The organism is Halostella limicola (assembly GCF_003675875.1).
GTDB classification, from domain to species: Archaea; Halobacteriota; Halobacteria; order Halobacteriales; family Natronoarchaeaceae; genus Halostella; species Halostella limicola.
This window is the reverse complement of the sequence record NZ_RCDI01000001.1, coordinates 371,545-397,211: the sequence shown is the minus strand read 5'-3', so window position 1 is coordinate 397,211 and position 25,667 is coordinate 371,545. Positions and strand designations below refer to the sequence as shown.

At 69.4% G+C, this 25,667-nt stretch carries 29 protein-coding genes; 12 read left to right on the top strand and 17 right to left on the bottom strand.

What is annotated here, in order from left to right:
- Positions 1-41: 41 nt before the first annotated feature.
- Positions 42-692 carry a CRISPR-associated protein Cas4 gene (locus D8670_RS03155; RefSeq protein ID WP_121816649.1) on the top strand — a complete coding sequence of 217 codons (651 nt, stop codon included), beginning with the start codon at positions 42-44 and terminating at the stop codon, positions 690-692.
- An 18-nt stretch (positions 693-710) separates the two neighbouring features.
- Here D8670_RS03155 and D8670_RS03150 read toward each other — a convergent pair whose 3' ends face one another.
- From D8670_RS03150 to D8670_RS03140, 3 genes are read right to left on the bottom strand one after another with little or no spacing between them, the layout of a single operon-like run.
- Complete coding sequence (locus D8670_RS03150) at positions 711-1,292, bottom strand: L-threonylcarbamoyladenylate synthase (protein WP_121816648.1); 582 nt, start codon at positions 1,290-1,292, stop codon at positions 711-713.
- A gap of 52 nt (positions 1,293-1,344) precedes the next feature.
- Complete coding sequence (locus tag D8670_RS03145) at positions 1,345-1,857, bottom strand: redoxin domain-containing protein (RefSeq protein ID WP_121816647.1); 513 nt, start codon at positions 1,855-1,857, stop codon at positions 1,345-1,347.
- Complete coding sequence (locus D8670_RS03140) at positions 1,857-2,126, bottom strand: glutathione S-transferase N-terminal domain-containing protein (RefSeq protein WP_121816646.1); 270 nt, start codon at positions 2,124-2,126, stop codon at positions 1,857-1,859. The genes D8670_RS03145 and D8670_RS03140 overlap by 1 nt, the downstream gene beginning before the upstream one ends.
- 125 nt (positions 2,127-2,251) lie before the next feature.
- Here D8670_RS03140 and D8670_RS03135 point away from each other — a divergent pair, with 125 nt between their 5' ends.
- Positions 2,252-3,640 carry a hemolysin family protein gene (locus D8670_RS03135; protein ID WP_121816645.1) on the top strand — a complete coding sequence of 463 codons (1,389 nt, stop codon included), beginning with the start codon at positions 2,252-2,254 and terminating at the stop codon, positions 3,638-3,640.
- A 71-nt stretch (positions 3,641-3,711) separates the two neighbouring features.
- On the top strand, positions 3,712-4,848 hold the full coding sequence (gene solA / locus D8670_RS03130; RefSeq protein ID WP_121816644.1) for an N-methyl-L-tryptophan oxidase: 1,137 nt from the start codon (positions 3,712-3,714) through the stop codon (positions 4,846-4,848).
- Here the strand turns inward: solA and D8670_RS03125 are convergent.
- From D8670_RS03125 to D8670_RS03115, 3 genes are all read right to left on the bottom strand, one after another.
- The gene (locus D8670_RS03125; RefSeq protein ID WP_121816643.1) at positions 4,841-6,025 is read right to left on the bottom strand and encodes an inorganic phosphate transporter; all 1,185 of its coding nucleotides are present in this window, start codon (positions 6,023-6,025) and stop codon (positions 4,841-4,843) included. The genes solA and D8670_RS03125 overlap by 8 nt on opposite strands.
- Before the next feature lie 207 nt (positions 6,026-6,232).
- Complete coding sequence (locus D8670_RS03120; RefSeq protein WP_121816642.1) at positions 6,233-6,952, bottom strand: DUF5828 family protein; 720 nt, start codon at positions 6,950-6,952, stop codon at positions 6,233-6,235.
- Between the two features lie 47 nt (positions 6,953-6,999).
- Positions 7,000-7,212, bottom strand: coding sequence for a DUF8007 family protein (locus D8670_RS03115; protein WP_121816641.1), 213 nt, complete (start codon positions 7,210-7,212; stop codon positions 7,000-7,002).
- Positions 7,213-7,334: 122 nt separating this feature from the next.
- Here D8670_RS03115 and D8670_RS03110 point away from each other — a divergent pair, with 122 nt between their 5' ends.
- A complete protein-coding gene (locus tag D8670_RS03110; RefSeq protein WP_121816640.1) occupies positions 7,335-7,703 on the top strand; it encodes a cupin domain-containing protein in 369 nt (122 codons plus the stop codon).
- Positions 7,700-8,320, top strand: coding sequence for a DUF8052 family protein (locus D8670_RS03105; RefSeq protein ID WP_121816639.1), 621 nt, complete (start codon positions 7,700-7,702; stop codon positions 8,318-8,320). Before D8670_RS03110 ends, D8670_RS03105 begins: the two co-directional genes overlap by 4 nt.
- 52 nt (positions 8,321-8,372) lie before the next feature.
- Here D8670_RS03105 and D8670_RS03100 read toward each other — a convergent pair whose 3' ends face one another.
- The 4 genes from D8670_RS03100 to D8670_RS03085 form a co-directional block, all read right to left on the bottom strand.
- Positions 8,373-10,181 carry a carbon starvation CstA family protein gene (locus D8670_RS03100; RefSeq protein ID WP_121816638.1) on the bottom strand — a complete coding sequence of 603 codons (1,809 nt, stop codon included), beginning with the start codon at positions 10,179-10,181 and terminating at the stop codon, positions 8,373-8,375.
- 169 nt (positions 10,182-10,350) lie between these two features.
- On the bottom strand, positions 10,351-11,316 hold the full coding sequence (locus D8670_RS03095) for an ArsA family ATPase (protein ID WP_121816637.1): 966 nt from the start codon (positions 11,314-11,316) through the stop codon (positions 10,351-10,353).
- Between the two features lies 1 nt (position 11,317).
- Positions 11,318-11,614: a DUF7990 family protein gene (locus tag D8670_RS03090; RefSeq protein ID WP_121816636.1), complete on the bottom strand. Its 297-nt coding sequence runs from the start codon at positions 11,612-11,614 to the stop codon at positions 11,318-11,320.
- Between the two features lie 84 nt (positions 11,615-11,698).
- Complete coding sequence (locus D8670_RS03085) at positions 11,699-12,019, bottom strand: hypothetical protein (RefSeq protein ID WP_121816635.1); 321 nt, start codon at positions 12,017-12,019, stop codon at positions 11,699-11,701.
- Positions 12,020-12,080: 61 nt separating this feature from the next.
- Here D8670_RS03085 and D8670_RS03080 point away from each other — a divergent pair, with 61 nt between their 5' ends.
- The gene (locus D8670_RS03080) at positions 12,081-12,263 is read left to right on the top strand and encodes a DUF8107 family protein (protein ID WP_121816634.1); all 183 of its coding nucleotides are present in this window, start codon (positions 12,081-12,083) and stop codon (positions 12,261-12,263) included.
- On the opposite strand, the gene D8670_RS03075 is transcribed toward D8670_RS03080, so the two are convergent.
- Positions 12,260-12,484, bottom strand: a complete 225-nt coding sequence (locus D8670_RS03075) for a hypothetical protein (protein ID WP_121816633.1) — start codon at positions 12,482-12,484, stop codon at positions 12,260-12,262. The two genes, D8670_RS03080 and D8670_RS03075, sit on opposite strands and share 4 nt — an antisense overlap.
- Positions 12,485-12,573: 89 nt before the next feature.
- Positions 12,574-12,984 carry an SRPBCC family protein gene (locus D8670_RS03070; RefSeq protein WP_121816632.1) on the bottom strand — a complete coding sequence of 137 codons (411 nt, stop codon included), beginning with the start codon at positions 12,982-12,984 and terminating at the stop codon, positions 12,574-12,576.
- Positions 12,985-13,039: 55 nt separating this feature from the next.
- On the opposite strand from D8670_RS03070, the gene upp reads away from it, so the two are divergent.
- The 5 genes from upp (at position 13,040) to D8670_RS03045 (ending at position 18,584) form a co-directional block, all read left to right on the top strand.
- Complete coding sequence (gene upp, locus D8670_RS03065; RefSeq protein WP_121816631.1) at positions 13,040-13,714, top strand: uracil phosphoribosyltransferase; 675 nt, start codon at positions 13,040-13,042, stop codon at positions 13,712-13,714.
- A gap of 110 nt (positions 13,715-13,824) precedes the next feature.
- Positions 13,825-14,028: a DUF7569 family protein gene (locus tag D8670_RS03060; protein ID WP_121816630.1), complete on the top strand. Its 204-nt coding sequence runs from the start codon at positions 13,825-13,827 to the stop codon at positions 14,026-14,028.
- A 236-nt stretch (positions 14,029-14,264) separates the two neighbouring features.
- Positions 14,265-15,281 (top strand): TAXI family TRAP transporter solute-binding subunit, encoded by a 1,017-nt coding sequence (locus tag D8670_RS03055; protein WP_121816629.1) that lies wholly within the window; start codon positions 14,265-14,267, stop codon positions 15,279-15,281.
- A 12-nt stretch (positions 15,282-15,293) separates the two neighbouring features.
- Positions 15,294-15,800, top strand: a complete 507-nt coding sequence (locus D8670_RS03050; protein WP_121816628.1) for a DUF1850 domain-containing protein — start codon at positions 15,294-15,296, stop codon at positions 15,798-15,800.
- A 3-nt stretch (positions 15,801-15,803) separates the two neighbouring features.
- Positions 15,804-18,584, top strand: a complete 2,781-nt coding sequence (locus tag D8670_RS03045; RefSeq protein ID WP_121816627.1) for a TRAP transporter permease — start codon at positions 15,804-15,806, stop codon at positions 18,582-18,584.
- Between the two features lie 25 nt (positions 18,585-18,609).
- On the opposite strand, the gene D8670_RS03040 is transcribed toward D8670_RS03045, so the two are convergent.
- From D8670_RS03040 to D8670_RS03025, 4 genes are all read right to left on the bottom strand, one after another.
- A complete protein-coding gene (locus tag D8670_RS03040; protein WP_121816626.1) occupies positions 18,610-20,628 on the bottom strand; it encodes a S9 family peptidase in 2,019 nt (672 codons plus the stop codon).
- A gap of 57 nt (positions 20,629-20,685) precedes the next feature.
- A complete protein-coding gene (locus tag D8670_RS03035) occupies positions 20,686-21,282 on the bottom strand; it encodes an IMPACT family protein (protein WP_121816625.1) in 597 nt (198 codons plus the stop codon).
- Entirely contained in the window at positions 21,279-21,779 is a 501-nt protein-coding gene (locus tag D8670_RS03030) for a hypothetical protein (RefSeq protein WP_121816624.1), read from the bottom strand. Before D8670_RS03030 ends, D8670_RS03035 begins: the two co-directional genes overlap by 4 nt.
- Before the next feature lie 71 nt (positions 21,780-21,850).
- Positions 21,851-22,354: a TrpY family transcription regulator gene (locus D8670_RS03025; RefSeq protein ID WP_121816623.1), complete on the bottom strand. Its 504-nt coding sequence runs from the start codon at positions 22,352-22,354 to the stop codon at positions 21,851-21,853.
- A gap of 157 nt (positions 22,355-22,511) precedes the next feature.
- Between D8670_RS03025 and D8670_RS03020 the strand changes: the two genes are divergently transcribed.
- Positions 22,512-25,223, top strand: a complete 2,712-nt coding sequence (locus D8670_RS03020) for a PAS domain S-box protein (protein WP_121816622.1) — start codon at positions 22,512-22,514, stop codon at positions 25,221-25,223.
- Here D8670_RS03020 and D8670_RS03015 read toward each other — a convergent pair.
- Positions 25,220-25,561, bottom strand: coding sequence for a hypothetical protein (locus D8670_RS03015; protein ID WP_121816621.1), 342 nt, complete (start codon positions 25,559-25,561; stop codon positions 25,220-25,222). The two genes, D8670_RS03020 and D8670_RS03015, sit on opposite strands and share 4 nt — an antisense overlap.
- Positions 25,562-25,667 lie beyond the last annotated feature (106 nt).

Here is a 25,667-nt window from a genome sequence, read left to right as displayed (position 1 = left end):
CGGCCACACCTTTTTGTATCAACTCGCGGCCACTCCGCGGCGTGATCCCGTTCAGCGACCTCCGGACCGCCGCCTACTGTCCGCGAAAGCTGTACTACGCGCGCAAGGGCGACCGCGACCCGCCGCCGGCCGTCGCCGAGCGCCGCGACCTCGCCTACAGGTACGAGGAACTGGTCGACGCGCCGGACGCTGCCTTCACCGGCCTCCCGACCGACGTACCGCCGGAGCGCTACCGGCGGAACCTCCGGCGCGCCCGCGACCGGTTCGACGACTGGCCGGCCCTCGCGGACCCGCCGCGGCGGGACGTGCGGCTCTCGGGGAAGGACTGCCGCGGCGTCGCGCACAAGGTCGTCGAGGGCCCGCCGCGGCCCTCGGTCGTCTCGCCGGGCAGCCCGCCCGACGAGGGCGTCTGGCACCCGCACGCGGTCCACGCCGTCGCCGCCGCGAAGGCGCTCGCGTGGGAGCGCGAGCGGCCGGTCGAGACGGCGTTCGTCGAGTACCCCGCCCACGGCGTCGTCCGCGAGGTGCGACTGACGACCCGGAAGAAAGCGGCGTACCGAAAGACGCTCCGCGCGGTCGAGTCGCTGGACGGCCCGCCGCCGCGGCTGGAGAACCGGGACAAGTGCAACCCCTGCGAGTACAGCGACGAGTGCGGGGTGTCGACGCGGACGCTCCGCTCGCTGCTGTCGTAGGCGGGACGGACGCCCGCGTCAGTGCTCCCGGAGCCACGCCTCGATGGCGTCGGCGTTCGCGCCGCGGCGGAGTATCTCGTCGTTCGCCACGTCGACGACGGTGCTCTCGGTACCGGGCGTCTCGCCGGCGTCCAGCACGACCGCCACGGCGTCCAGGAACTCCGCGGAGAGGTCGTCGACGCGCGTGACGCTCCCGCGCCCGCTCAGGTTCGCGCTCGTCGCGGTGAGCGGGCCGGCCTCGGCGAGCAGCTCCCGCGCGAGGTCGTGGTCGGGGACGCGCACGCCGACGCGGTCGCTGCCCGCGGTGAGGGCGTCCGGCACGTCGTCGGTGCGCTCGCAGACGACGGTGACCGGGCCGGGGAGGAACTCGCGCATGAACCGCTCCGCGCGCTCGGTCGGCCGGACGTACGACAGCGCCGTGTCCGCGTCCGGGACGCCGAGCGACAGCGGCTTCGACCGGTCGCGTCCCTTCGCGGCGAACGCGCGCTCGACCGCGTCGGGGTCCAGCGCGTCCGCGCCGAGGCCGTACACCGTCTCGGTCGGGTAGACGACCAGCTCGCCGTCGCGGACCGCGGCGGCGGCCGCAGTGACGTCGCTCATGGCTCGACAGTCCCGTCGGTCGGCAAAAAAGCGTGTCGTCCTCCGGCGGCGACTACAGCGACTCGACCACGTCCTCGACCTCGTCGTAGTCGGGGAACGCGGGCCACTCCTCGGCGACCCACGCGTACTCGACGGTGCGGTCCTCGTCGAGCAGGTAGACTGCCGGGCGGGGCTCGCTGATCCCCGCCATGCCGTCGAGGTCGTTGACGATGCCGTACTCCTCGGCGACGCCGTTCGCGGGGTCGCTGAACAGGCGATAGTCGATCCGCCGCTCCTCGACCGTCGTCTTGTGCTCGTACGGCGAGGAGATCGAGAGGCCGACGATGGTGACGTCGGTGCCCTCGTCCCACGCGCGGTCGCGGATCTCGTTCCACATGTACGTCGCGGGGAACGCGCCGTCCATCGGGTGGAAGGCGAGCAGGACCGGGCCCTCGTCGGTCAGGTCCGACAGCGCCGCGTCCTCCCAGTACTCGTCGTTGACCAGCGGCCGGGTGAAGTCCGGCGCGGTGTCGCCCTCGTCGACGTGGTCGGTCTCGGGGAGGTCGACGACCTCGAAGTCGACCATCAGGCCTCACCCCCAGCGCCGTCGCCGTACGTCCGGTCGAGGTACTCCACGATGTTCGCGCTCTCGCTCATCGTGACGCCGGTGTTCTCGTCGACGATGGCGGGGACGGTGCGCTTGCCGCTGATCCGTTTGACGACGTTGCGTTCGGAGTGCATCGGCTCGACGAACCGCGACCGGTAGTCGAGGTCGTACTCCTGCAGCGTGCGCGTGACCCGCTCGCAGTACGGACACGCCTGTAGCCGGTAGAACGTGATGTCGGGATCGCCCATACGTACCGTTTCGGTCGGTTCGCGTGTATACCCTTCGCTCACGGCAGGGACCGGGGGTTCTCGGCGGGCCGGAACGCCGGAAACGTGACAAGAGTTAATTCGGAGGCAGGGCAAGTAGGGGGTTGATGGGTATATCTGGGCTCTGGATCCCCTTACGGCCGGCGCAGGCGTACGAACTCTTCGGCGTCACGTTCGGCAACACCGCGGTAACGACCGTTGGCGCCGTCGTCCTCGCCGTGCTCATGGGGCTGTCGGCGTTTTTCTCCTCCTCGGAGATCGCCATGTTCTCGCTGGCGAAACACCGAATCGAGGCGCTCGTCGAGGAGGGGGAACCGGGCGCGAAGACGCTCCGGGAGCTGAAGTCGGACCCCCACCGGCTGCTGGTGACGATCCTCGTCGGCAACAACATCGTCAACATCGCGATGTCCTCGATCGCGACGGGGCTGCTGGCGCTGTATCTCAGCCAGGGCGAGGCCGTCGCCGTCGCGACGTTCGGGATCACGGCCCTGGTGCTGCTGTTCGGCGAGAGCGCGCCCAAGTCCTACGCGGTCGAGAACACGGAGTCGTGGGCGCTGAAGATCGCGCGCCCGCTGAAGCTCTCGGAGTACGTCCTCCTGCCGCTCATCGTCACGTTCGACTACCTCACCCGGGTCGTGAACAAGGTGACCGGCGGGCGCTCCGCCATCGAGACGTCCTACGTCACCCGCGACGAGATCCAGGACATGATCGAGACGGGCGAGCGCGAGGGCGTCATCGAGGAGGACGAGCGCGAGATGCTCCAGCGAATCTTCCGGTTCAACAACACGATCGCGAAGGAGGTGATGACGCCCCGCCTCGACATGACCGGCATCCCGAAGGAGGCCGGCGTCGAGGAGGCCATCCAGACCTGCGTTCAGAGCGGTCACGCCCGACTCCCCGTGTACGAGGGGAGCCTCGACAACGTCATCGGCGTGGTCCACATCCGCGACCTGGTCCGGGACCTGAACTACGGCGAGGCCGACGCCGACGTCCTCGACCTGGAGGACTTCATCCAGCCTACCCTCCACGTCCCCGAGTCGAAAAACGTCGACGAACTGCTCACCGAGATGCGGGAGAACCGCATGCACATGGTCATCGTCATCGACGAGTTCGGGACGACGGAGGGGCTGGTGACGATGGAGGACATGATAGAGGAGATCGTCGGCGAGATCCTGGAAGGCGAAGAGGAGGAGCCGATCGAGTACCTCGACGACGAGTCGGTCGTCGTCCGCGGCGAGGTCAACATCGACGAGGTGAACGAGGCGCTGGAGATCGACCTGCCCGAGGGCGAGGAGTTCGAAACCATCGCCGGGTTCATCTTCAACCGCGCCGGCCGCCTCGTCGAGGCGGGCGAGTCCATCGAGTACGACGGCGTCCGCATCACCGTCGAGCAGGTCGAGAACACCCGGATCATGAGCGCCCGCCTCGCCCAGCTGGAGGGCGAGGAGGGCAAGGAACTGGACACGGAGCCCGACGAGATCCCGCCGAAGGAGTAACGCCGACCGGGGGGGCAAGCGCCGTCAACCGCGGGGGCACCTATTTTCGTGTCTCACCGCGAACGGCGGGTATGTCGAACCGCTACGACGTTATCGTCGTCGGCGTCGGCGGCATGGGGAGCGCGACGACCGCCCACCTCGCGGCCCGCGGGCTGGACGTGCTCGGCCTCGAACGGTACGACGTGCCGCACGACATGGGGTCGTCCCACGGCGTGACGCGCATCATCAGGAAGGTGCAGTACGAGGACCCGGCGTACGTGCCGCTCGTCCGGCGGGCGTACGACCTCTGGCGGGACCTGGAGGAGCGGACGGGTCGGGACCTGCTGCACGTCACCGGCGGCATCGACGCGGGGCCGCCCGACAGCCGGGTGTTCGACGGCTCGCGGCGGTCCTGCGAGGCGCACGGCATCGACCACGAGGTGCTCGACGCGCGCGAGGTGAACGAACGGTTCCCGGGCTACGACCTCCCGCCGGGCCACCGGGCGGTGTACCAGCCCGACGGCGGCTTCCTCGTCCCGGAGCAGTGCATCGTCGCCCACGTCGAGGCCGCGCAGGCCGACGGCGCGGAGGTCCGGGCGCGCGAGCCGGTCGCGGACTTCTCGCCGCTGGGCGAGGACGGCGTGCGCGTGACGACCCGAAAAGGGACCTACGAGGCGGACAGACTCGTCGTCACGGCGGGGGCGTGGACGCGGAAGCTCCTGCCCGAACTCGCGGACCTCGCCGTCCCCGAGCGGCAGGTGCTCGCGTGGCTCCAGCCCGAGCGGCCCGAGCGCTTCGACCCGGAGAACTTCCCGGTGTTCGTCCACGCGGACGACGACGACGGCCACTACTACGGGTTCCCGCGCTACGACGTCCCCGGGTTCAAGTTCGGGAAGTTCAACCACCTCGGCGAGACCGTCGACCCGGACGCGATGGACCGGGAGCCCCGCCCCGAGGACGAGGCGCTGCTCAGGGCGTACGCGGAGCGGCGGTTCCCCGACGGCGCGGGGCCGACGATGCGGCTCGCCACCTGCACGTTCACGAACTCGCCGGACGAGCACTTCGTCCTCGATACGCATCCGGACCACCCCCAGATCGTCGTCGGGGCCGGGTTCTCGGGACACGGGTTCAAGTTCGCGAGCGCCGTCGGCGAGGTGCTGGCGGACCTGGCCGTCGACGGCGAGACGGAGCACGACGTCGACCTGTTCCGCCTCGACCGGTTCAGCTGACCAGCGCGTCGACGCCGAGGAAGCCGGCGTAGCCGGCGACGACCGCTATCGTCAGCGACGCGACCCACGCGAGCACGGTGAAGAGCATCTTCCGGCCGCTGACGCCGCTCCCGCCGGCCGCGTAGCCGCTCCCGATGATCGCCGAGACGATAATCTCGTTGAACGATACGGGGATGCCGAAGAAGACGGCCGCCTGCGCGATGGCGAAGGAAGGGATCAGCGCCGCGATGGAGCGGCGCGGCCCCAGCGAGGAGTAGTCCTGCGACAGCGCCTTGATCATCCGCGGCGCGCCGGTCCACGACCCTATCAGCAGGCCGAGCCCGCCGCCGACCAGCGCGGCGGTCAGCGGAACGGCGAACGGCTCCAGCAGGGGGAGCATCGGCCCGATCGCGAGACCGACCTGACTCCCGCCGGCGGAGAACGCGACCAGCCCCCCGAGCACCAGGAGGAAGCGCCGCTGCGCCGCCGCGGCGTCCCGTCGCATGTCGGAGGCAAGCGCCAGCGCGACCGCGAGCGCCAGCGCCAGCGACGCCAGCACCCGCCCGAGCGTCGCGGAGAGCGGCAGCGACGCGGCGGCCGTCGCGGCGATCGACTGGCTCTCGCCCGGCGGCCCCAGCAGGACGAACTCGATGTTGGCGACGAGCAGGCCGACGATCCCCGCGAGCGTCGGTATCAGCGCTATCTCGGGGATCCGTTCGTTCCGGAGCAGCCGCGCGGTTGCGTAGGCGATGCCGCCGCCGATAAACGGCGTCAGTACCCAGAGCGCGGCGATCTCGCGGTACTTCGGCCACGCGGGGTCGCCGCCCATCGCCAGCCCGACGCCGATCACGGCGCCCGTGACCGTGAACGCGGTGGCGATGGGGTACCCCTTGAACACTCCGGCGGCCACGAGCACCGCGGCGATCGTCAGCCCGACCGTCGCCGCGACGGGCGAGAGCGTCACGCCCCCGATCAGCTCGCGGCCGACGGCCTCCGACACGTTCGCGCCCTGCAACGCGGCGCCGGCGAACCCGAGGATGCCGACGATGAACCCGGCCCGCATCACGGAGATGGCGTTCGCGCCGACCGCGGGGGCGAACGGCGTCGACCCGCTGGATCCGGCGCCGATCGCCCACGCCATGAACAGGCTCGCCAGTCCGGCGACGACAACCGTCCCGAGCGTCGCGGCGTCTACCATTGGGGTTTCGCTACTGCGGGCCGATACAAGTGCCTACCGTCTCGGACGGCAGAGAGCGGGGAAAATGGGGAATCGCAGCGCCCTCGGGCGGCGCTCAGTTCGAAGACGGTTTCTTCCAAGCATTCGTCGCGAAACCGCAGACGAACTGCGGTCAGTTCGACGAAGGCTTTTCCCAAACCATCTTCCCGCCGCGCCGACAGGCGGCGCTTAGTTGGAAGATGGCTTGGACCGCTCCTCCTGCTCCGGCGCCTCCACGCCCTCGACAGCCTCGACGTTCTCGGTGTCGCGCTCGGTGTCGACGTGCCAGCGGTCGACGGTGTCCTCGTACTCGGCGAGCCGTTCGGAGACGCCCTCCTTCAGGGCGTCGTCGTTGACGTTGATCTCGAAGGTGAACGTCTCCTCGTCGCCGTTGGTGTTGTGCTGGAGGTTGGCGCTGACGAGTTCGTTGTCGAAGTAGTACGGCGCGATCTGGGTCATCACGCGCTGGTAGACGGTGTCCTCGACGGCGCGCAGGGCCTTGCGGCCGGCCGAGTCGGCGGCGCGGGCGACGTACTCGAGCGACTCGCCCCACTTGCCGACCGCCCCCTCGGTGTCGTCGTCCTCCAGTTTCTCGTAGGACTCGGTGAGTTTCTCGCCCGCGGTCTGGATGTCCTCGTCGGGATCCTTGCCGGCCTTCTCGCCTTTGCCTTCCTTGACGCTCGCCTGTTCGGCGGTCTTTTCGCTCACGTCGGCCTCGATCTGTTCGTGAGGTTTCGGCCGCCACTCGTTCCACTCCTCGAAGGCGTCGACGTAGTCGTCTTCCTCGTCCCCGTCGTCCGAGGACTCGTTGACGTCGAGGTCGCGGAGGGCGCGGGTGATGCGCTCGCCGTGCTCGACGACGTCGCCCCACGTCCCTCGGACCTTGAATCCCGAGATGCTCTCTTCCATTGCGCTGGAGCGGGGTAATGGGGGATCGGTTAAACCCTTTACGGCGGTTACCGGCCGTAAGTCAGCCGGGTCGCGACCGCGTCGAGGCGGTCCTTGACGCGGCCGAGCAGGATAGCCGGCTTGGCGACCGCGCGCATCTCGTCGGGGTCGACCTCGATGCGCTCGCCGTCGAAGGGGTCCGATCCCCCCTCGCCGTCGGTGGCGTCGACGACCGTGGTCATGCTGCAGCGGCCGCAGGCCTCGCTCTTGTCGCTGTCCATGGCTCTCGTCACGAAGCTGGGTGAAGAATCCTGATAAACCTTTCCCGCGATCGCGCGGCCGGCGTCCGGGCGCTCGCCGCCGCCGACAGAGGTATTTAGGTTGGGTCGTGACAGTATCGGACATGGGATACCATCACGTGGATCTCGACGAGGTCGAGCCGACGCCGGACCGGCCCTGCGTCCGGCGACCGATCAGCGAGACCGTCGATCTGGAGAACGTCGCGGTCAACCTCTACGAACCCGACCCAGGCGAGGAGATCCCGCTCGCGTACCACTACCACGACGAGCAGGAAGAGGTGTTCTACGTCGTCTCGGGCGAGTTGACCGTCGAGACGCCGGAGCGGACGTACCGCGTCGGCGAGAACGAGGCGTTCGTCGTCGAGCCGGAGAGCCCGCAACTCGCCGCCGTCGACGAGGACGCGGACGAGGGGGCGCGCGTGCTCGTCCTCGGCGCGCCGGCGGTCGACGACGTCCACCCCTACGAGCCATGAGCGGGGACTCTGCCGAGACGGGGGCGGCCCCCGACGCGGAAGCGGACCCGGACCTCGACGTACCCGAGTGGGACGACGAGTACGTCGACCGCCTGAGCGACCGTCTGCTGTTCAACTACGACCTCGAGAAGGACGTCAGCGAGCGCGGCGAGCGGTTCTCGCTGTACGGCCGCCTCCAGATGGAGAGCGAGAAGCACTTCTTCTCGCCGCTTCTCTCCTACGCGCACCACGAGGCCCACGAGCACCTGTTCCTGCGTCGCCGGGAATCGCTGTCGACCGGCGACCTGGACGCCCTCGTCCAGCTGGGCCACGACCTGGCCGACGACTGGATCGAGGCCAACGAGGAGCACTACGGGACCGAGTTCACCTTCGTCACCGTCGTGCCGCGGGTCACTGACGACGTGCGCGAGTACGTCGACGGCTTCCGCGACCGCACCCTGCTGAAGTACGGCTACTACGGCCACTACGAGATCAACCTCGCCGTCGTCGCGCCCGACGAGCGCGACGTGGTGACGAGCGAAGTCGCCGACATCGAGGAGGCGCTGACGACCTGGGAACCCATCGAACGGGAGGAACCGGGTCTGCTGGGCCTGATATCGCGGCGATTGCAGATCTGAGTCTCTCGGCGGTATCGGTACGGGCGCGGCAAGAAAAACGACGGCGTCGGGATCAGTCGTCGGACGGTTCGCTGCTCGCCGGCGCGGGACCGGACCGCGCCTTCCGGACGTTCTCGTAGCCCATCTTCACCAGCGACAGCGCCAGTCCGACGAGGACGAGCGCGATGACGATCTGCAGGCCGCTCGACACCATGTCGAGGGTCGTCGCGTCGGCCATCCACTCGCTGTCGAGGAACTTCTGCTGGAAGTTCTGGATGAACGCCAGGTACAGCAGCGCGAGCACCGTGATGGTCGTCATGATCGCCATCGGGACGCCGGTGCTGACGAGCTGTTTCGTGTCGGACCAGTTGGCGAGCCAGACCGTCGCCGTCAGCAGCGCCAGCGCGGCGAGCAACTGGTTCGCGCCGCCGAACAGCGGCCACAGGTCCGCCCAGCGGCCGCTGACGACGAGGAAGTACGCGAGCACGACCTGCAGACCGGAGTTGAAGTACCGGTTGGCCGCGTACTCCTGGGTCGTCGTCTCGGGGGTGCCGACGATCTCCTCCATCATGTACCGGCCGAGCCGACAGGCCGTGTCTGTGCTGGTCAGGAGGAAGCTCACCAGCACGAGCGCCATGAACGGGGCGCCGATCTCGGCGGGGATGCCGAAGCTGGTAAGGAAGATGCCGCCGCCGGTCGCGAAGTTCGGCAGCGCCTGGCCGATACCGCCGCCCTCGACGGTGATGCCGACGAGCGCGACCGTCGAGAGCGCGACCGTCGCGAGCAGCCCCTCGCCGAGCATGCCGCCGTACCCGATCAGGCGGGCGTCGGTCTCCTTGTCGAGTTGCTTCGCGGTGGTCCCGGAGGAGACCAGCGAGTGGAACCCGCTGATCGTCCCGCACGCGATGGTGACGAACAGGAGCGGGAACAGCGGGAGGCCGGTCGTCCCCATGAAGCCGTAGTAGGCGTCGATGTTGACGACCAGCGGCTCGCTCGCGGAGCCGAGGATCGTGCCGACGATGATCGCGAGCAGGGTCCCCCCGACGCCCGTGTACAGCAGGAACGACGAGAGGTAGTCACGGGGCTGGAGCAGCGTCCACACCGGCAGGACGCTGGCGACGAACGCGTACACCAGGATCACCGGGATCCAGGCGGCGATGTTCGCGCCGAACAGGCCCGCGCCCGGAATGGCCGAGCCGCCGCCCGAGAACAGGACGATGGTCCCCGCCGGATAGTCGCCCGGGAACAGCGCGAACGGGTACTCGATCCCGACGCCCACGCCGGCGAACACGCCCGCCACGAAGATGACGGTGCCGACGAGGAACGGGAGGTCGAGCTGGTAGAGCCACACCCCGAACACCAGCGCCAGCGCGATGTAGATGAAGCTCGCGGTCGCGGCCTGCGGGTAGGCGTTGAACACGATCGCGACCACCAGCGCGAACACCGCGACGACGAGGATGATCGTCAGGAACGCGAACCACAGCAGCATGTCCTTGCCGCGGTCGCCGACGTACTCGCCGATGATGTAGCCGATCGACTTGCCCTCGTGTCGCAGGCTGCCCGACAGCGACACGAAGTCGTGGACGCTCCCCATCAGCGGGTTGCCGATGGCGATCCACAGCAGTGCGGGCACCCAGCCCCACACGACGCCCGCCGTGATCGGCCCCACGATGGGCGCGCCGCCCGCGATACTCGAATAGTGATGCCCCAGTAGCACCGGCTTCTTCGCCGGTACGTACTCCTGACCGTCTTCGTACTTGTGTGCCGGCGTCTCGTTACTCTCGTCGAGCTCGACGAAGTTCGCGAGGTAGCGCGAGTACCCGAGGTACCCCGCGCTAAACATCACCAGCACCGCAAGCACCAGCCAAATAACCTGTACCATGGTAACCTGCCTCGTGATGAAAACATGTGGAACTATGATTTAAACTTTTGTTCTTGTAGTAGACACTCCGGCGGCTAGATATGGCGGTTGTGCACTCTCTTCGCCCGATCGAACCGGACAGTTGTCTCCGTTCCGAACGGTATTTTCCCTAAGTACTTTTCGGTGGAATTCAAGAGGTGGCCGCCGCGACCTCCAGATCGAGTTCCGCGGCGACGTCCTCGAGGAGGTCGCCTTTGATCTCCTCTATCCGCAACTCGATCTCCGCGACGACCGGCTCGTCGAACGTCTCGCGGATGGTGGCGACCCGCTCGCGGTCGGTCTCGTGGCGCCGGCGGAGGAACCGCGCGCCGCGGCCCTGCTCGTCGTCGTCCGGTTCCGGCGATATCTTGTTGATCACGAGGCCGCGAACGCCGAGGCCGTACTCGGTGAGGTTCTGGATCGCGCGGTCGGTCTCCCGGATCGAGAGCTCGTCGGGGTTCAACACGAGGTAGAAGGCGGCGTCGTCGCGCAGCGTCTCGCCGGCGAACTCGAACATCTCCTTGCGCTCCTGTAGCCGTTCGATGATCGGGTCCTCCTCGGCCTTGCGGCGGGCGTCCTTGTCGCCGATCGCCGCCTTCTCGTAGAGGTCGATGCTCTTCGCGCGCTTGCTGACGAGCCGTTCGATCCACGACTCCAGGAACTCAGGCAGCGCGAGCAGGCGCAGCGTCCCGCCGGTCGGCGACGTGTCGAAGACGACGCGGTCGTACTCGTCGGCGTCGCGCATCACGTCGATGAAGCGGTCGAACAGCGCCGCCTCGTACGCGCCTGGCGTCCGGTGAGCGAGTTCGATCTGGCGGTCGATCTCGTTGACGATGGAGGGGCTCACCTGGTCGCTCATCGTCCGCTTTATCTCCTGCATGTGCGCCTCGACCTCCTCCTCGGGGTCGAGTTCCATCGCCCACAGCCCGTCGTGACCCTCGACGGGCTTCGGGTCGTCGTCGAACTGCTGGTCGAACACGTCGGAGGTGCTGTGGGCCGGGTCCGTCGAGACGACGAGCGTGTCGAGCCCCGCGTCCGCGCACCGCGTGGCGTAGGCGCTCGACACCGTGGTCTTGCCGACGCCGCCCTTGCCGCCGAAGAAGACGAACTTCTCCATCTTAGAAGTGGTACTGCTGTCCCTTGCGCTCGACGAGCGACTCGCGGTCCCACATCCGCCGCTCCCACTGCTCGAACTCCTCGCCGAGGTACGGCAGGAGTTCGGCGGTGTAGTAGGAGATCGGACTCGGGATGCCGAACGCGTCCGCGAAGCAGGCGAAGAGGAACACGTCGTCGGTGTCCTCGGCCTCCTTCTCGATCAGTTCGTACGCGGGGTGCTCTATCATACCGTGATAGAGACCGTGCAGCACCTCCATCAGGTACTCCCGGTACGCCTCGATCCGTTCTGAGAGTGTCATGTCCTCACATGACGGGGGTCGTATTTAAAAGGATGACGGGACTGCGCACTGACCACCCAACCGCCGTCGCCGACGACGCCCGGCCTATCCGAACATCAGCGGCAGCGACAGCAGCACGACCAGCGCGGTGAGGATCAGGATCGCGTACCAGAGCTGCCCGAAGCTCACGCCGCCGGAGACGGTTCCGCTCACGCCCGGGCGGTGAGTCCAGACGAGCCGGTGGTACGCGGCCGCGGCGACGGCCAGGAAGACGAGGGTACAGACCGGCACGCCGTAGTCCACCCGCAGCCCGAGCGCCTGCAGGTACAGCGGGCCGAACGAGTAGATGACGAGAAAGGACAGCGCGACGACGACCAGAAACGGCACCGGATCGACGGACTGACCCTCCTGGTTCCGGAGCGCCATACCGGAAGAACGGGGTTGAGCGCAATATAGCTTTAAGGCGATCGCGTCGTCACGACTCCGCATGGCTCCCTCGTCGGAAGGTGACCCGCGCGTGTTGCTGGTGATGAACGCCGTCCTGTCCGGATCGCTGAGTTACCTCGTGGTCCGCGGGTACGCGTTCGCTGGCGGCGCTCCCTTCGCCTGGCGGAACGTCCTCCTCCTGACGCTCGTGCTGATGGCGCTGACGTTTCTCGTGATCCGCTAACAGGCACAACCCGTCGACCCGACCGACCGCTCGAACTCCATCGCCTCGCCGCACTCGGGGCAGTCGGGCGCATCGTCGCCGGCAACGTCCACGTCGCGGAGCCGCTCGTCGCAGTCGTGACACCAGTACGCGCCCATCGACTCGTCGCCGGTGCCGCCGCCGCGGTTCGGCGACTCCGTCGACGCGGCGAGCACGTCGCGGACCGTGTCAATGATGCTCATGGTCGTAGGTCGTCGCCGAGCGGCTTAAACCCCGACGCGAGTGTGCGGTGTAGTCGCACGCGCGTGGCCGGCGGCGTCAACCGGACCGGTCAGCCGAGGTCGGCCGCCAGCGCGTCGAGCGCGCGCTCCAGTTCGCCCTTGCGCTTCCACGCCGCGATGCGGTCGGTGACCGACGCGAGCGGCATTCCCGCCTCGACCGTGGAGCGGGCGGTGACCCGCGTCCCCTCGTTCTCCGGCGTCAGCGAGAGGGTCGTCTCCAGGCGGTCGAGCGGCCCGGCGTCGCCGCGCTGCTCGTAGTAGAGGCCCTCGTCGCGGCGCTCGAACCGGAGCGTCAGTTCGACGCCGGCCCGGCCGACGGTCACGATCCACTCGCCGTCCCGCTCGTCCACGTCGCGCACCTGAAAGCTGCCCTCGTACTCCACGACCGCGGCGGGCGTCAGCGCGCGCTCGACCTCCGGGGGGTGTGCCTGCACGAACCGCGATACCTCGACACTGGTCATCACGGGGGGCTACGGATCGTTACCTTATAATCCTCCGCGCACGCTGTTGCGACCAATGACCATCGAAGACCGCGGCGACGCGTACGTCGTCGACCACGCGCTCGCGAAAGACACGCTCTCACAGCTCCGAGACGTCGAAACCGAACAGGTCGCGTTCCGCAAGGGCCTCGTGAAGCTCGGCCGCCTCTGTGGCTACGAGATCATCGACGGCCGCATGGAGACGGAGTACGTCTCCATCCAGACGCCGCTGGAGGAGACGATGGGCGAGCGGGTGAAGGGACTCGACGACGTCGTCATCATCAACGTCCTCCGCGCGGCGACCCCGTTCGTCGAGGGACTGCTCAAGGCGTTCCCACGCGCCCGCCAGGGCGTCATCAGCGCCTCCCGCGACGAGAGCGCCGGCATGGAGGACGGCGAGTTCCCCATCACCATCGACTACGTGAAACTGCCCGAGATCCACGAGGAGGACACCGTCATCATCGCCGACCCGATGCTCGCGACGGGGAGCACGATGTGTGCCGTCCTCGACCACGTCATCGAGAACTCGCCCGACCCCGAGCACCTCATCGTCCTCTCGGCGGTCAGCGCCCCCGACGGCCTGCTGCGCGTCGACGACCAGTACCCGGAGGCCGACCTCCTGACCGTCAGCATCGACGACCGCCTCGACGACGACGGCTTCATCGTTCCCGGCCTCGGCGACGCCGGCGACCGCGCCTTCCGCACGACGTAGCGCGTTCGCGGGCGGTTTCGTGGCGGCCGCGCCGTCGCCCGGCGCCGGCCGGTCCGGCGCGGACTCCTCGGACGCAAAACACTATTGTCGCGGGCTTCCACGGGGTTCCCATGACAGACGGCTGCGACGCCTGCGGGGACTCCGTCACCGACGCGCTCGCCCGGACCGTGCGACTGACCGTCGACCGTTCGCAGATAGACGCCCAGCGGCTCTGCCCCGAGTGCTTCGCCGACTGGATCGACCGCTACCAGCGGGAGATGCAGCCCGGTCCGGAGACGATCGACGACGGCGACGACGAGATCATCGTCGACTGATTCGACGTCCGTCGAACCCCATCGTTTCGACTCGAACCCGTACGCCGCCGCCCGATTCTACGGGCAGTATCTCCTGACGAAGCGCCCCTTTCCGGCCGGTACGACGCGTCCGAACGGCCATTCCCGGCAGGTACCATTGCGTGATATTTCAACTATTCCTCAGTTTACTGTTCGTATATCTAACTCATCGAGTGAATATGAGTGACTATTTAAATCAGTTTGACGAATAGAGCGATATGACGTCGAACTCTTCCCGAAGACGGTTCCTACAGTCAGCCGGTATCGTGGGCATCGCGGGCCTGGCCGGTTGTATCGAAGGCACGGACGACAGCGGTGACGGAGACGGCGACGGTGGCGGCGATGGCGACGGTGACGGCGGCAACGGCGGCGGTGGCGGCACGGACCTCGCCTGGCACGCCGGCGGGACCGGCGGCACGTACTACCCGCTGTCGAACGAGTTTAAGACGATCGTCGACGGCAACACGGACTACTCGCTGACGGTGCAGTCGACGGGCGCGAGCGTCGAGAACGTCGGCAGCCTCGCGAGCGGCGACGCCGACTTCGCGCTCATCCAGAACGACATCGCGTACTTCGCGAAGAACGGCACCGGCCTCGACACGTTCGAGGGCGAAGCGATCGACAGCCTCCGCGGCGTCGCGACGCTGTACCCCGAGACGATCACCATCGTCACGCAGGCCGACAGCGGCATCGAGACGCTGGAGGACCTAGAGGGCGCCCGCATCAACACCGGCGACCTCGGCAGCGGGACGCAGGTCAACGCCCTGCAGATCCTCAGCGCCGTCGGCATCGAGGAGGGCGACTTCGAAGAGGAGAACAGCGACTTCGAGAGCGCCAGCGACCAGATCCGCAACGGCGACGTCGACGCGGCGTTCGTCGTCGGCGGCTGGCCGGTCGGCGCCATCGAGGAGCTCGCCCAGACCTCCGACATCAACATCGTCGAGGTCAGCGGCGACACCCGCGAAGCCGTCAAGGAGCAGGCCCAGTGGTTCGCGGACGACACCATCCCCGCCGGCACCTACGAGGGCATCGACGAGGACGTCGAGACCGTCTCCGTCCAGGCGATGATCGCCACCCACGAGGGCGTCGACGCGCAGGTCGTCGAGAACGTGACGGCGGCCATCTTCGACAACGTCGACCAGCTGACGATCAAGACGGACTTCATCAGCAAGGACTCCGCCCAGGACGGGATGTCGATCGAGCTCCACGAGGGCGCGGACGCCTACTTCGGATAACGACGCGTCGCAATGGGAGTGGCCCAGCGCCGGACGCTCGTCGCCGCGCTCGTGCTCCTCTGCGTGACCGCGGGGACCGTCGCCGCCGCGGCGACGGTTCCGGTCGACAGGGCGCTCGTCGTCCGGGACGCGGACACGGGTGAGCGACTGCTCACCGAACCGGTCGACGACGGGACGCCGGTCGTGATAGAGTACACGCACAGCGTCGAGAAGACGCCGGTCGTGGACGCCTACGAGGTCCGCGGGACGGAGCTCGACAACGTCCGCATGGAGTTCTCCTCGTACGGCGCGGGGCTCCCCGCGAATCAGGAGGTAACGCGCGAAAACGGCTCGTTCGTCTTCGATCCGGATCGGTCGTACGAGCGACTCGTCGTCAACCCCGGCCCGGTCGCGGGCCACGAACTCGTCGTCGACGGCGAGCGCCACGACCTCGTCGCGCTGTCTTCCGACAGCGCCGTGGTGTTCACCGTCGAGCGCCGAACGACCGTCGGGATCGTCGCGGACTATTTGAATCTCTGAACTATGACCAGCGATACGACAGGCGGCGTCGGTACCGACGAACCGGTTCCCGAAGAAGAGCAGCAGGAACTCATCGAGGAGATCGAGCGGAAGCGATCGCTTTCGGGCGTCGCGACGCTCGTCGTCTCGGCGATCGCCATCGCGTTCTCGGTGTTCCAGCTCTATCTCGCGGCCCGGAGCTCGCGGGTCGCGCTCCCGGTGCCGTTCACCGGCGAGGAGATCCACCTCATCTCGCTCCAGTCGCTCCAGACACACTCGATCCACGTGGCGTTCGCGCTGGTGCTCACCTTCCTGCTGTTCCCGACGAGCACCGGCGAGGGCTTCCTCGCGCGGCGGCTGGGGCGGATCCCGCCGTTCGTCCGCGAGCGCGCGGGCGCTGACCACCCGGTGACGGGGGCCGTCGAGCGGATCACCGACGCGGTACGCTGGTTGGCGCTCGACGCCGACCGCGACCGCATCACGCCGGTCGACGTGCTCATGATCGTCGCGACCGCGCTCGCGCCGGTGTACATGATCACCCGGTTCGAGGAGATCCGAACGATGCGCGTGTTCGGCCTCCAGCGCGGGGAGACGATCGCCGAGATCGCCCCGCTCCTGGAGGCCCCCGTGGCGCTCCTGTCGGCGCTCGGTCTCCCGCTCGAATCGCGGTCGGCCGCGTTCCTGCTCGGCGCGCTCGGCATCCTGCTCGTGCTCGAGGCGACGCGGCGGGCGCTCGGGTTCTACCTGATGACCATCGTCGGAACCTTCGTCGTCTACGCCCGGTGGGGCTACCTGATCCCCGGCGACGGGCGGATCGGCTTCGCCGTGAACCTCGGCCTGTTCAGGGTCGTGATCCCGGACGTCAAGCTCCCCTTCATCGGCGTCTTCTCCATCAAGGAGCTCGGCTGGGAGCAGATCGTCCGGAACCTCTGGTACACGACCGAGGGCATCTTCGGCGTCCCGGTCCGGGTGAGCGTCGCCTTCATCTTCGTGTTCATCCTCTTCGGCGCGTTCCTGGAGATGAGCGGCGCGGGCCAGTGGTTCATCGAGCTCGCGTACGGCCTCACGGGCCGCCGGAAGGGCGGGCCGGCGAAGGCGAGCATCATCGCCAGCGGCTTCATGGGGACGATCAGCGGCTCGTCGATCGCGAACACGGTCACGACGGGCGCGTTCACCATCCCGCTGATGAAGCGCACGGGGTACGACCCCGAGTTCTCCGGCGCGGTCGAGGCCTCCGCTTCCTCCGGCGGCCAGATCCTCCCGCCGGTGATGGGCGCGGCCGCGTTCCTCATCGTCGAGTTCACCGGCATCCCGTACGCCGAGGTGATCATCGCCGCGACCATCCCCGCCATCGTGTTCTTCTTCGGCGTCTGGGTGATGGTCCACCTGAAGGCGTCACAGGAGGGCATCTCCGGGGTCGGCGACGAGGAGATCGTCGAGGTCCGCGACCACCTGAAGCGCGGGTGGTTCTACCTCCTGCCGATCGGGGTCCTGCTGTACTACATCCTGATCGACCGGCTGACGATCGACCGCGCCGCGTGGTTCTCGCTCGTGGCGATCACGGCGCTCATCGCCTTCGCGGCCGCGTACTCGAAGCGCGAACGGGGACCGCTCCTGGGCGGCATCGCGGCGCTGTTCGCGCTCACGTTCGCGTCGTACGCCGTCGCCGGCACCGACCCCCTCGGCGCGCTGGCGACGGTCGCGACGGGGGCGGCCTCGGGCGGCCTGCCGGCGACCGAGGCGCTCGGCGCCGCGCTCCAGCAGCTATCGTGGATCACGCTGTTCGTCAGCCTCGCGATGCTCTTGGCCCGTCCGCACGGCGACTCGCCGCTGCTCGAACTCGACCCGGCGGTCGATAACGCGTCCGAGCGCGCCGCCGGCGCGCTCTCCCGCGAGCGCCTCGCCGACAACCGGGCGTTCCGCGTGGGGGCGTTCGTCGTCAAGGCGATGGACGCCGGCGCGCGGACGGCGACCGCGGTCGTCGTCGCCGTCGCCGCCGCGGGCGTCATCCCCGGCGTCATCGGCGTCAGCGGCCTCGGCCCGAACCTGACGCAGGTGATCCTCGAAGCCAGCGGCGGGTCGACCGTCCTCCTGCTGCTGCTGACCGCCGTCTCCTCGATCATCCTCGGGATGGGGATGCCGACGACCGTGACGTACATCATCCTCGTCTCGATGCTCGGCGGGGCCATCTCGCAGGCCGGCCTGCCGATCCTCGCCGCGCACCTGTTCATCCTCTACTTCGGCGTCATCGCCGACATCACGCCGCCGGTGGCCGTGGCCGCGTACGCCGCCTCCGGCGTCGCGAAGTCCGACCAGTTCGAGACGGGCGTCAAGGCGTTCACCCTGTCGCTGAACAAGGCGATCGTCCCGTTCGCCTTCATGTTCGCGCCCGGGATCCTGCTCCTGCGGGTCACTGGGAGCGGCGGCGAGGCGTCGGTCGTCGGATGGGCGGACGTGGCCGACCTCGGCTTCTTCGTCCCCGAGGTCGTGATCCCGGTGATCGCGATGTTCCTCGGCGTCGTCGCGCTCGGCCCGACGGTGATCGGCTACTACTACACCACCGTCTCGCGGTCCACCCGGGCGCTGCTCGCCGCGGCGTCGCTCCTGCTGATGGCGCCGCTGGCGCTGTTCGACGCCGCACAGGGGATCCTCGGGCTGATGAACCTGCGGATCGCCGCCGACCCCCTCCTCGTCGACCTGTCGCTCCGGGCCGTCGGCTTCGCGGTGTTCGCCGCGCTGACCGTACGGAACCGCCGTGCGATGGACGAGGAGCGAGCGGAGGAGGCGGCGGCGCCGGCCGCCTGACCGGCCACCGGTCCACCGCGACCCCTTACTCGTTCTCGACGCTCTCGTTCTCGGCCGACAGTCCCGCGTTCCGCTCCCGCTCCAGCGCCGGCGGAACGTCGGCCCCGCCGTAGCCGTCGAACCAGCGCGCGATGCGTTCGATGCGGTCGACGACGTGGGCCGGTTCGCCGCTCCGGGAGAGCTCGTGGCCCTCGCGCGGGTACCGCACCATCCGGGTGTCGACGCCGCGCTTGCGGAGCGTCCGGTAGAGCAGTTCCGCGCCGCCGGCCGGCACCCGGTAGTCCCGGTCGGCGTGGAGCACGAGCGTCGGCGCGTCGATACCGTCGGCGCGGACCGCCGGCGAGTGCTCGTACAGCGTCTCGGGGTCCGCCCACGGCACCGCGTCGAACTCCCACTCGACGAGCCGGTAGGCGTCCGACGACCCGTAGAAGGAGACGAGGTCGTACACCCCGCGCTGGGCGACGCCGGCGTCGAACCGGTCGGTCTCTGCGAGCGCCCACGCCGTCAGGTAGCCGCCGAAGCTGCCGCCGGTGACGAACTGCCGGTCGGCGTCGACTGCGTCGCGGTCGATCGTCTCGTCGACGCCCGCGAGCACGTCGCCGAGCGTCACGTCGCCCCAGTCGCCCGCGATCGCCTCGGCGAACGCCTCGCCGTACCCCGTCGACCCGCGCGGGTTGCACCAGAACACGGCGTAGCCGCGGGCGGCGAGCGTCTGGAACTCGTGCCACACCGTCCCGCCGGTCGACCACATCGCGTGCGGGCCGCCGTGGACCTCGACGACCAGCGGGTACTCCCCGCCGTCCGCGCCGGGCGGAGTCAGCAGCCAGCCCTGTAGCTCCGTCCCGTCGCGCTCGAACCGGACCTCCTCGGGCTGTGCGACCGCCCGGCCGTCGAGGTAGTCGGCGTTGATCCGGGTGAGGCGGCGGCGCTCCGCCCCCGCGGGCGTCGTCGCGAACACGTCGCCGGGGTGGTCCCACTCGCTCTGAACGTACGCCACCACGTCCTCGCCGACCGACGCCGCCGCGACGTGGCCGCCCTCGCCGGCGACCACCTCGGCGTCCTCGCTCCCGTCGGCCCGGACGCGCCGGAGGACGACCGACCCCTCGTCCGGCGTCAGGAAGTAGACGCGCTCCCCGTCGGCGTCCCAGTGGAGCCCCGACTCCCGCTCGACCGTCCGGTCGAGGTCGGCGGTGAGGGTCGCGGAGTCGCTCCCCGCGCCGTCGATGACTCGCACCTCCGTTTGTCGCATCGACGCGCGCTCCGCCGGCGTGTACGTGTGCGCGAGACGGCCGTCGCCGGTCGCCGCGAGGCGAGGTTGCCAGCCCGACGTCTCGCCGACCGTCTCCGCCTCGTCGGCCGAAACGTCGTGCGCGACCAGGTCCCACTCGACGCTGTCGTCCGGGTCCTCGCCCCGCTTCCGAGCGTAGTACAGCGTCCCCGCGTCGCCCCACGTCGGCGAGACGGCGTCCCGGTCGGCCGTCGTCACCGCCGCGACCGACTCGTCGGCGAGGTCGAGCAGGTACACCTGCGAGCGCCGGCCGTCGGCGTACTCCTCCGCGGCGCGGTACACCGTCCGGTCGATCACCCGCGGGTCCGGCGGGTCGGGGTCGTACTCCGGGTCGGCGTCGCGATCCCGCCCGGCCTCGCGGTCCGCGTCGCTCACCCGCTGAGTGAAGGCGATTCGGTCACCGTCCGGCCCCCACGCGACGCTCGACACGTCGCCGACCACGCTGGTGACCCGCCGGGCCTCCCCGCCGTCGGCGGGCATCACCCACAGCTGCTGGCGATCGCCCTCCCCGCGCGTGCTGGCGAACGCCAGCCTGTCGCCCGAGGGGCTCCACCGGGGGTCCGCGTCGACGCCGTCGCTCACGGTGAACCGTCGCGCGTCGCCGCCGCCGAGGGGGACGACGTACACCGTCGCCTCGTACTCCTCGTCGTCGTCCGGGACCGTTCGGACGAAGGCGACCCGCTCGCCGCCCGGCGAGACGCGCGGGTCGGACACCTTCGCCAGATCGCGGTAGTCGTTCGCGTCGATGGTCTCCATGGGGTCGTTCCGACGCCGGACGGGTTATGCCTTGACGTGCCGGAAGGCGCGGCGACCCTACGGGTCCGCCCGCCCGCTCGTCGCGCTCCGGATGCGGTCGCGCAGGTCGTCGGCCTCCGCGACGGGGACCCGCGCCTCGAACCGGACGCGCTCCGCGTAGTCGGCGTCGAACTCGACGCCGGCGCTCTCTAACAGCCCGCGGACCGTCCCGGAGTCGTCGTAGTCGACCGTGACGGCGACCGTCTCGTGCGGCTCGCGCTCGACGACGCCCGCCTCGTCCAGCACGTCCTTGACGGCGCGGGAGTAGGCCCGCGCGAGGCCGCCGACGCCGAGGTTCGTCCCGCCGTAGTACCGGGTGACGACGACCGCGACGTTCTCCACGTCGTTCTGCTGGAGCACGTTCAGCGCCGGCTTGCCCGCCGACCCCGTCGGCTCGCCGTCGTCGCTCGACCACTCGCGGAACGGGTCGGCGCGGACGCGGTACGCGGGGACGTTGTGCGTCGCGTCGGCGTACTCCTCGCGCACCTCCTCGACGAAGACCTCCGCCTCGGCCACGTCCGCGACGGGGGTGACGTGGCCGATGAACTCCGAGCCCTGCACCTCGAAGGCGGCGCTGGCCCGCTCGGCGACGGTGCGGTACGTTTCGGCGGTCATGTGGGGTTCGCGTCGTCGGCGTCCGCGTCGTCGCCGTCCTCGTCCGCGTCGTCCCGCGTCAGTTCGTCGTACAAAAGCACCGAGAGGATGCCGAGCAGCGCCGTCTCGGTCACCTTCGTCGCGAACAGGTAAATGTCGCCGGTGAGGTGGTCGATCAGGGTGACGAGCGGGCTCGCGGCGTGGTGACCGCCGGCCTCCCAGGCGTAGTTGCTCCCGTGGCCGCCCAGAAGCAGCCAGCCAACGACGTAGCCGAGCATGAGCAGGATGCCGGCGCCGTAGACGACGTCGCGCCGGAGGCCGCGGTACCACAGCGTGATCCCGAGGAAGATGGCGACGCCCGAGAGCACGAAGAGGGGCTGGCGGACGTCGGTGAAGGGACGGGCGGCCATCAGGTAGAACGTGAGGCGTTCGATCCCGATCATCAGGTGGAGGCCGCCGGTGAGCGAGGCCATGAGCACGCCCGCGGACTCCAGGGCGTTTCGCGTCCGCCGTTCCATATCGAATCTATCGGGGGGCGCGTGAATAGCGCGTCGATCCGTCGCCGGTCGACCGTTACACGGCCGGCGGGTCACTGCAACTCGATCTTCCGGACGAACTCCATGTCGCTGATCTCGTTTATCAGGTCGCCCGGCAGTTCCCCGTCGGTGACGAGGTAGAGGCGGGGCTCGTCGGTGAACTCGGGGTCCTCGCTTATCGTCTGCCGGATGGAGATGCCGCGGTCGGCGATGCGGCCGGTGACCTCGGCGACGATCCCCTCGCGCTCGGCGTCCGTCGGCGCGACCGTCAGGACCGTGAGGTCGAGCACCGGCGCGAGGTCCATCAGGCTCGGGATGGCGGAGATGTTCTGGAAGATGCGGCGGAGCTCGTCGTCGGCGAGGATGGCGTCGGTCGTGGAGTCGACGACGCGACGGTCGACGTCGATCTCGCGGGCGATCCCGGTGTTCGGGATCTCGATCCCGCCGGAGACGACCCGACCCTCGTCGTTGACGGAGAAGCCGCGCTCGAGCAGCAGGCGGATCACGGCCTGCTGGCTCGGCGAGCCCTCGAACTTCTCCATGATCTCGTCGAACATGTCCCCCGCTACAGGGGAACTCGTCTTATAAGTGTTGCAGCGCCGCCGGGAGGCGACGTGACCGCTCGCACGACGGCGGTCCGACCCCGTCGGCGAGCCGACGTTTCGGATATGTAGCCGATGGTTTCATAGCCGCCCGGATCAATTCCCGGGCATAGTGCATCACGAATCCGACGTGTTGTACGTTCGTCAAAAGGGCGACGCGTCGGCCGTCGAGTTCCCCGACGGCGCGATCGTCCACGCCGCGTCGTCGGTCGCGGCCGCCCGCGAGCGCCTGGAGGGCCTCGACGTGGACTGCGCGGTCTGCGAGTCGGAGTTAGGGGCGGAGGACGGCCTCGACGCCGTCGCCGCCGTCAGCGAGCAGGCCCCGGAGGTCCCCGTCCTGCTGGTGGCCGACGAGGCGGACGGCGCGGAGGCGGCCGCGGCGACGCGCCGCGGCGTGGCGGAGTACGTCCCGCGAGACGCGCTCGGTGGCGACGAGACCGTGGCCGACCGCGTCGCCGCCGTCGCGGACCGGGCGTCGTCGGTGGTCGGGCGCGGCGCCGACCCCTCCGATCGCGAGCGGGTCCTCTCGGACCTGCTCTCTGTCAGCAACTCGTTCATCGAGGCGGAGTCACGCGAGGCCGTCGCCGACCGCGTCGCGACGGCGACCGCCGACGTCCTCGGGTTCGAGACCAACGCGGTGTTCCTGCGCGACGCGGCGGCCGAACGGCTCGAACCCGCCGCCGTCACGGAGGCGACCCGCGACCTCGTCGGCGACCTCTCCGGGTACGACGCGGGCGAGGGCCACGTCGGCGAGGCGTTCGCGACCGGCGAGGCGCGGACGATCGACGACGCGGGCGACGGGCCGATCCGGTCGCTGCTGTTGCTCCCGCTCGGGAGACACGGCGTCCTGAGCATCGGCGCGCGCTCGACCGCGGCGTTCGACGAGGCGGACCGACGGACGGCGAAGCTGCTCACGACCGGCGCCACGGCGGCGCTCGACCGGACGAGCCGGGTCGAGCGGATCGAGCGCCTCCACCGCCGGACGCGGGCGATGATGCGAGCCGAGAGCCGCGAGGAGACCTGCGCCATCCTGCGCGACGCCGCCCGGGACGTCCTCGGCCACCGGCTGGTCGGCGTCCACCTGTTCGACCCGGACTCCGAGCGGCTCGCACCCGTCGTCTGGACCGACGAGGTCGAAGCCGCGGCCGGTGCGCCGCCCGCGTTCGACCGCGGCCAGGGACTGGTGTGGGCGGCGTACCGCTCCGGGGAGCCGAAGGTATACCACGACCTCCGCGGGCGGGAGACGCACAATCCGGAGAGCCCGTTCGTGAGCGAGCTCCACCTGCCGCTCGGCGAGCACGGCGTCCTCCTCTTCAGCGAGCCCGAGCCGAACGCCTTCGACACGACCGACCTGCAACTGGCCCGCCTGCTCGCCGCGAATGCCGCGGCCGCGCTCGAACGGATCGACCGCCAGCGCGAACTGGAGCGGTTCGAGACCGTCTTCGAGAACGCGGGGGACATGCTGTTCATCGTCGACGGGGACGGCCGCCTCACGAACGTGACCCAGCCCCTCGCCGACCGACTGGGGAGGGACCGGGCGGACCTGGTCGGGCAGCACGCGAGCGAGATCTGCGGCGAGAAGGGCGTCGCGGCGGCCGAGGACCTCGTCCGGACGATGGTCGCGGCGGACGATCCCGAGGGCGCGACCTACGAGAGCACGATGCCGACCGCGACCGGGGACGAGTTCCCGGTGGAGATAGAGCTCTCCCTGCTCCCGGCGGACGACGGGTTCGAGGGGGCCGTCGGCACGGTCCGGGACCGCTCGGAGCTCGAACGGGCGCGGACCCGCCTCGAGGAGGAGCGCAACCGGTTCGAGTTCCTGTTCGACAACATCCCGGACGCGGTCGTCGAGGTCCGGTTCCGGGACGGCGAGCCGATCGTCCAGTCGGTCAACCCGGCGTTCGCCGACGTATTCGGGTACGACCCCGCAGCGATCATCGGCGAGTCGCTCAACGATCACATCCTGCTCCCCGAGCAGCGAGGGGACGCGCGGGCGCTCGACGACGAGGCGCGGGAGAAGGGCGTAGTCCGGCGCGAGATCCGACGCCTCACCGCCGACGGCCCCCGCCAGTTCCTGTTTCGCGGCCTGCCGTACCGCGACGAGGACGAGAACCTGTACGGGTTCGGCATCTACACGGACATCACCGACCGGCAGATGCGCCACCGGCAGCTCCAAGTGCTGAACCGCGTCCTGCGACACAACCTCCGCAACGACCTGAACCTCGTCGTCGGGTACGCGGAGCAGATCGCCGACGCGGCGACGAAAGAGACCGTCGCCGACTACGTCGACGCGCTGACCACGACCGTCGAGGAGCTCGTCGCGCTCTCGAACAAGGCGCGGGAGGCCGAGGACGTGCTGGAGGCGGAGACGGACTCGTCGTGGGTCGACGCGAGCGCCGTCGCCGCGGACGCCGTCGCGCGGTACCGGCGGCGGTACGGCGACGCGGTCATCGATTTCGACGGCCCGATCGAGACCCGCGTCGCCGGCGACGAGCGCCTCACCGTCGCCGTGGAGAACCTGCTCGAGAACGCGATCGAGCACCACCCCGCGTCCGGCGACGACGGGGCCCCGCGCGTCCGCGTGTCGATCGACGACGCGGTGGACGGCCGGGTCGCGCTCCGGATCGCCGACGACGGCGCCGGCATCCCGGAGCACGAGCGGGAGGTCGTCACAGGCGAGGCGGAGATCACGCCGCTACAGCACGCGAGCGGTCTCGGGCTGTGGCTCGTCGCATGGATCGTCGACGCCTACGGCGGGGACGTCGAGTTCGGGGAGAGCGACCTCGGCGGGGCCGTGGTGTCGCTGTACCTGCCGCGGATCTAGCGGTAGACCGAGACGCCGTCGCCGTGGAGCCGCTGGTCGACCCACCGCTGGACGTCGGCGAAGAAGAGGCGCAGGCCGTCGCGGCGCGTCAGCGTCGCGCCGTCGCTGGGGGAGCGCGCTACCGCGATGAGCGACCACATCGAGCCCGCGGCGAACGCGCCGAGCGCGGAGAACGTCATGCCGAGCGTAGTGAACGTGAATCCGTAGGCCAGCCCGATCGCCATCGACGGGAGGCTCGTCGCCAGCGGGACGCGGGCGTTCGCGTCCTTCAGGGTGGGCGCGAGGAAGAAGATAGACAGGGAGCTACCGAGCATGAACACGAAGTCCTGCCACATCACTCGCGACGCACCTCGGTTACGGGGGAGGGTCGGAAGTGGTACGCGATACCTTCTGAAGTCGGGAGGGAACTCATCTTACCCTTACTAGCCGCCACGGGGGCATACG

What these genes read in the sequence shown, in the direction of transcription:
- D8670_RS03070 (WP_121816632.1), bottom strand. Translation starts at nt 12,984, where the DNA reads ATGACCAGTGTCGAGGTATCGCGGTTCGTGCAGGCACACCCCCCGGAG.
- D8670_RS03025 (WP_121816623.1), bottom strand. Translation starts at nt 22,354, where the DNA reads ATGTTCGACGAGATCATGGAGAAGTTCGAGGGCTCGCCGAGCCAGCAG.
- D8670_RS03095 (WP_121816637.1), bottom strand. Translation starts at nt 11,316, where the DNA reads ATGGAGAAGTTCGTCTTCTTCGGCGGCAAGGGCGGCGTCGGCAAGACC.
- D8670_RS03030 (WP_121816624.1), bottom strand. Translation starts at nt 21,779, where the DNA reads ATGGAACGGCGGACGCGAAACGCCCTGGAGTCCGCGGGCGTGCTCATG.
- D8670_RS03035 (WP_121816625.1), bottom strand. Translation starts at nt 21,282, where the DNA reads ATGACCGCCGAAACGTACCGCACCGTCGCCGAGCGGGCCAGCGCCGCC.
- D8670_RS03110 (WP_121816640.1), top strand. Translation starts at nt 7,335, where the DNA reads ATGGGATACCATCACGTGGATCTCGACGAGGTCGAGCCGACGCCGGAC.
- D8670_RS03105 (WP_121816639.1), top strand. Translation starts at nt 7,700, where the DNA reads ATGAGCGGGGACTCTGCCGAGACGGGGGCGGCCCCCGACGCGGAAGCG.
- D8670_RS03060 (WP_121816630.1), top strand. Translation starts at nt 13,825, where the DNA reads ATGACAGACGGCTGCGACGCCTGCGGGGACTCCGTCACCGACGCGCTC.
- D8670_RS03055 (WP_121816629.1), top strand. Translation starts at nt 14,265, where the DNA reads ATGACGTCGAACTCTTCCCGAAGACGGTTCCTACAGTCAGCCGGTATC.
- D8670_RS03075 (WP_121816633.1), bottom strand. Translation starts at nt 12,484, where the DNA reads ATGAGCATCATTGACACGGTCCGCGACGTGCTCGCCGCGTCGACGGAG.
- D8670_RS03145 (WP_121816647.1), bottom strand. Translation starts at nt 1,857, where the DNA reads ATGGTCGACTTCGAGGTCGTCGACCTCCCCGAGACCGACCACGTCGAC.
- D8670_RS03050 (WP_121816628.1), top strand. Translation starts at nt 15,294, where the DNA reads ATGGGAGTGGCCCAGCGCCGGACGCTCGTCGCCGCGCTCGTGCTCCTC.
- D8670_RS03085 (WP_121816635.1), bottom strand. Translation starts at nt 12,019, where the DNA reads ATGGCGCTCCGGAACCAGGAGGGTCAGTCCGTCGATCCGGTGCCGTTT.
- D8670_RS03115 (WP_121816641.1), bottom strand. Translation starts at nt 7,212, where the DNA reads ATGGACAGCGACAAGAGCGAGGCCTGCGGCCGCTGCAGCATGACCACG.
- upp (WP_121816631.1), top strand. Translation starts at nt 13,040, where the DNA reads ATGACCATCGAAGACCGCGGCGACGCGTACGTCGTCGACCACGCGCTC.
- D8670_RS03150 (WP_121816648.1), bottom strand. Translation starts at nt 1,292, where the DNA reads ATGAGCGACGTCACTGCGGCCGCCGCCGCGGTCCGCGACGGCGAGCTG.
- solA (WP_121816644.1), top strand. Translation starts at nt 3,712, where the DNA reads ATGTCGAACCGCTACGACGTTATCGTCGTCGGCGTCGGCGGCATGGGG.
- D8670_RS03040 (WP_121816626.1), bottom strand. Translation starts at nt 20,628, where the DNA reads ATGGAGACCATCGACGCGAACGACTACCGCGATCTGGCGAAGGTGTCC.
- D8670_RS03080 (WP_121816634.1), top strand. Translation starts at nt 12,081, where the DNA reads ATGGCTCCCTCGTCGGAAGGTGACCCGCGCGTGTTGCTGGTGATGAAC.
- D8670_RS03045 (WP_121816627.1), top strand. Translation starts at nt 15,804, where the DNA reads ATGACCAGCGATACGACAGGCGGCGTCGGTACCGACGAACCGGTTCCC.
- D8670_RS03090 (WP_121816636.1), bottom strand. Translation starts at nt 11,614, where the DNA reads ATGACACTCTCAGAACGGATCGAGGCGTACCGGGAGTACCTGATGGAG.
- D8670_RS03100 (WP_121816638.1), bottom strand. Translation starts at nt 10,181, where the DNA reads ATGGTACAGGTTATTTGGCTGGTGCTTGCGGTGCTGGTGATGTTTAGC.
- D8670_RS03120 (WP_121816642.1), bottom strand. Translation starts at nt 6,952, where the DNA reads ATGGAAGAGAGCATCTCGGGATTCAAGGTCCGAGGGACGTGGGGCGAC.
- D8670_RS03140 (WP_121816646.1), bottom strand. Translation starts at nt 2,126, where the DNA reads ATGGGCGATCCCGACATCACGTTCTACCGGCTACAGGCGTGTCCGTAC.
- D8670_RS03125 (WP_121816643.1), bottom strand. Translation starts at nt 6,025, where the DNA reads ATGGTAGACGCCGCGACGCTCGGGACGGTTGTCGTCGCCGGACTGGCG.
- D8670_RS03135 (WP_121816645.1), top strand. Translation starts at nt 2,252, where the DNA reads ATGGGTATATCTGGGCTCTGGATCCCCTTACGGCCGGCGCAGGCGTAC.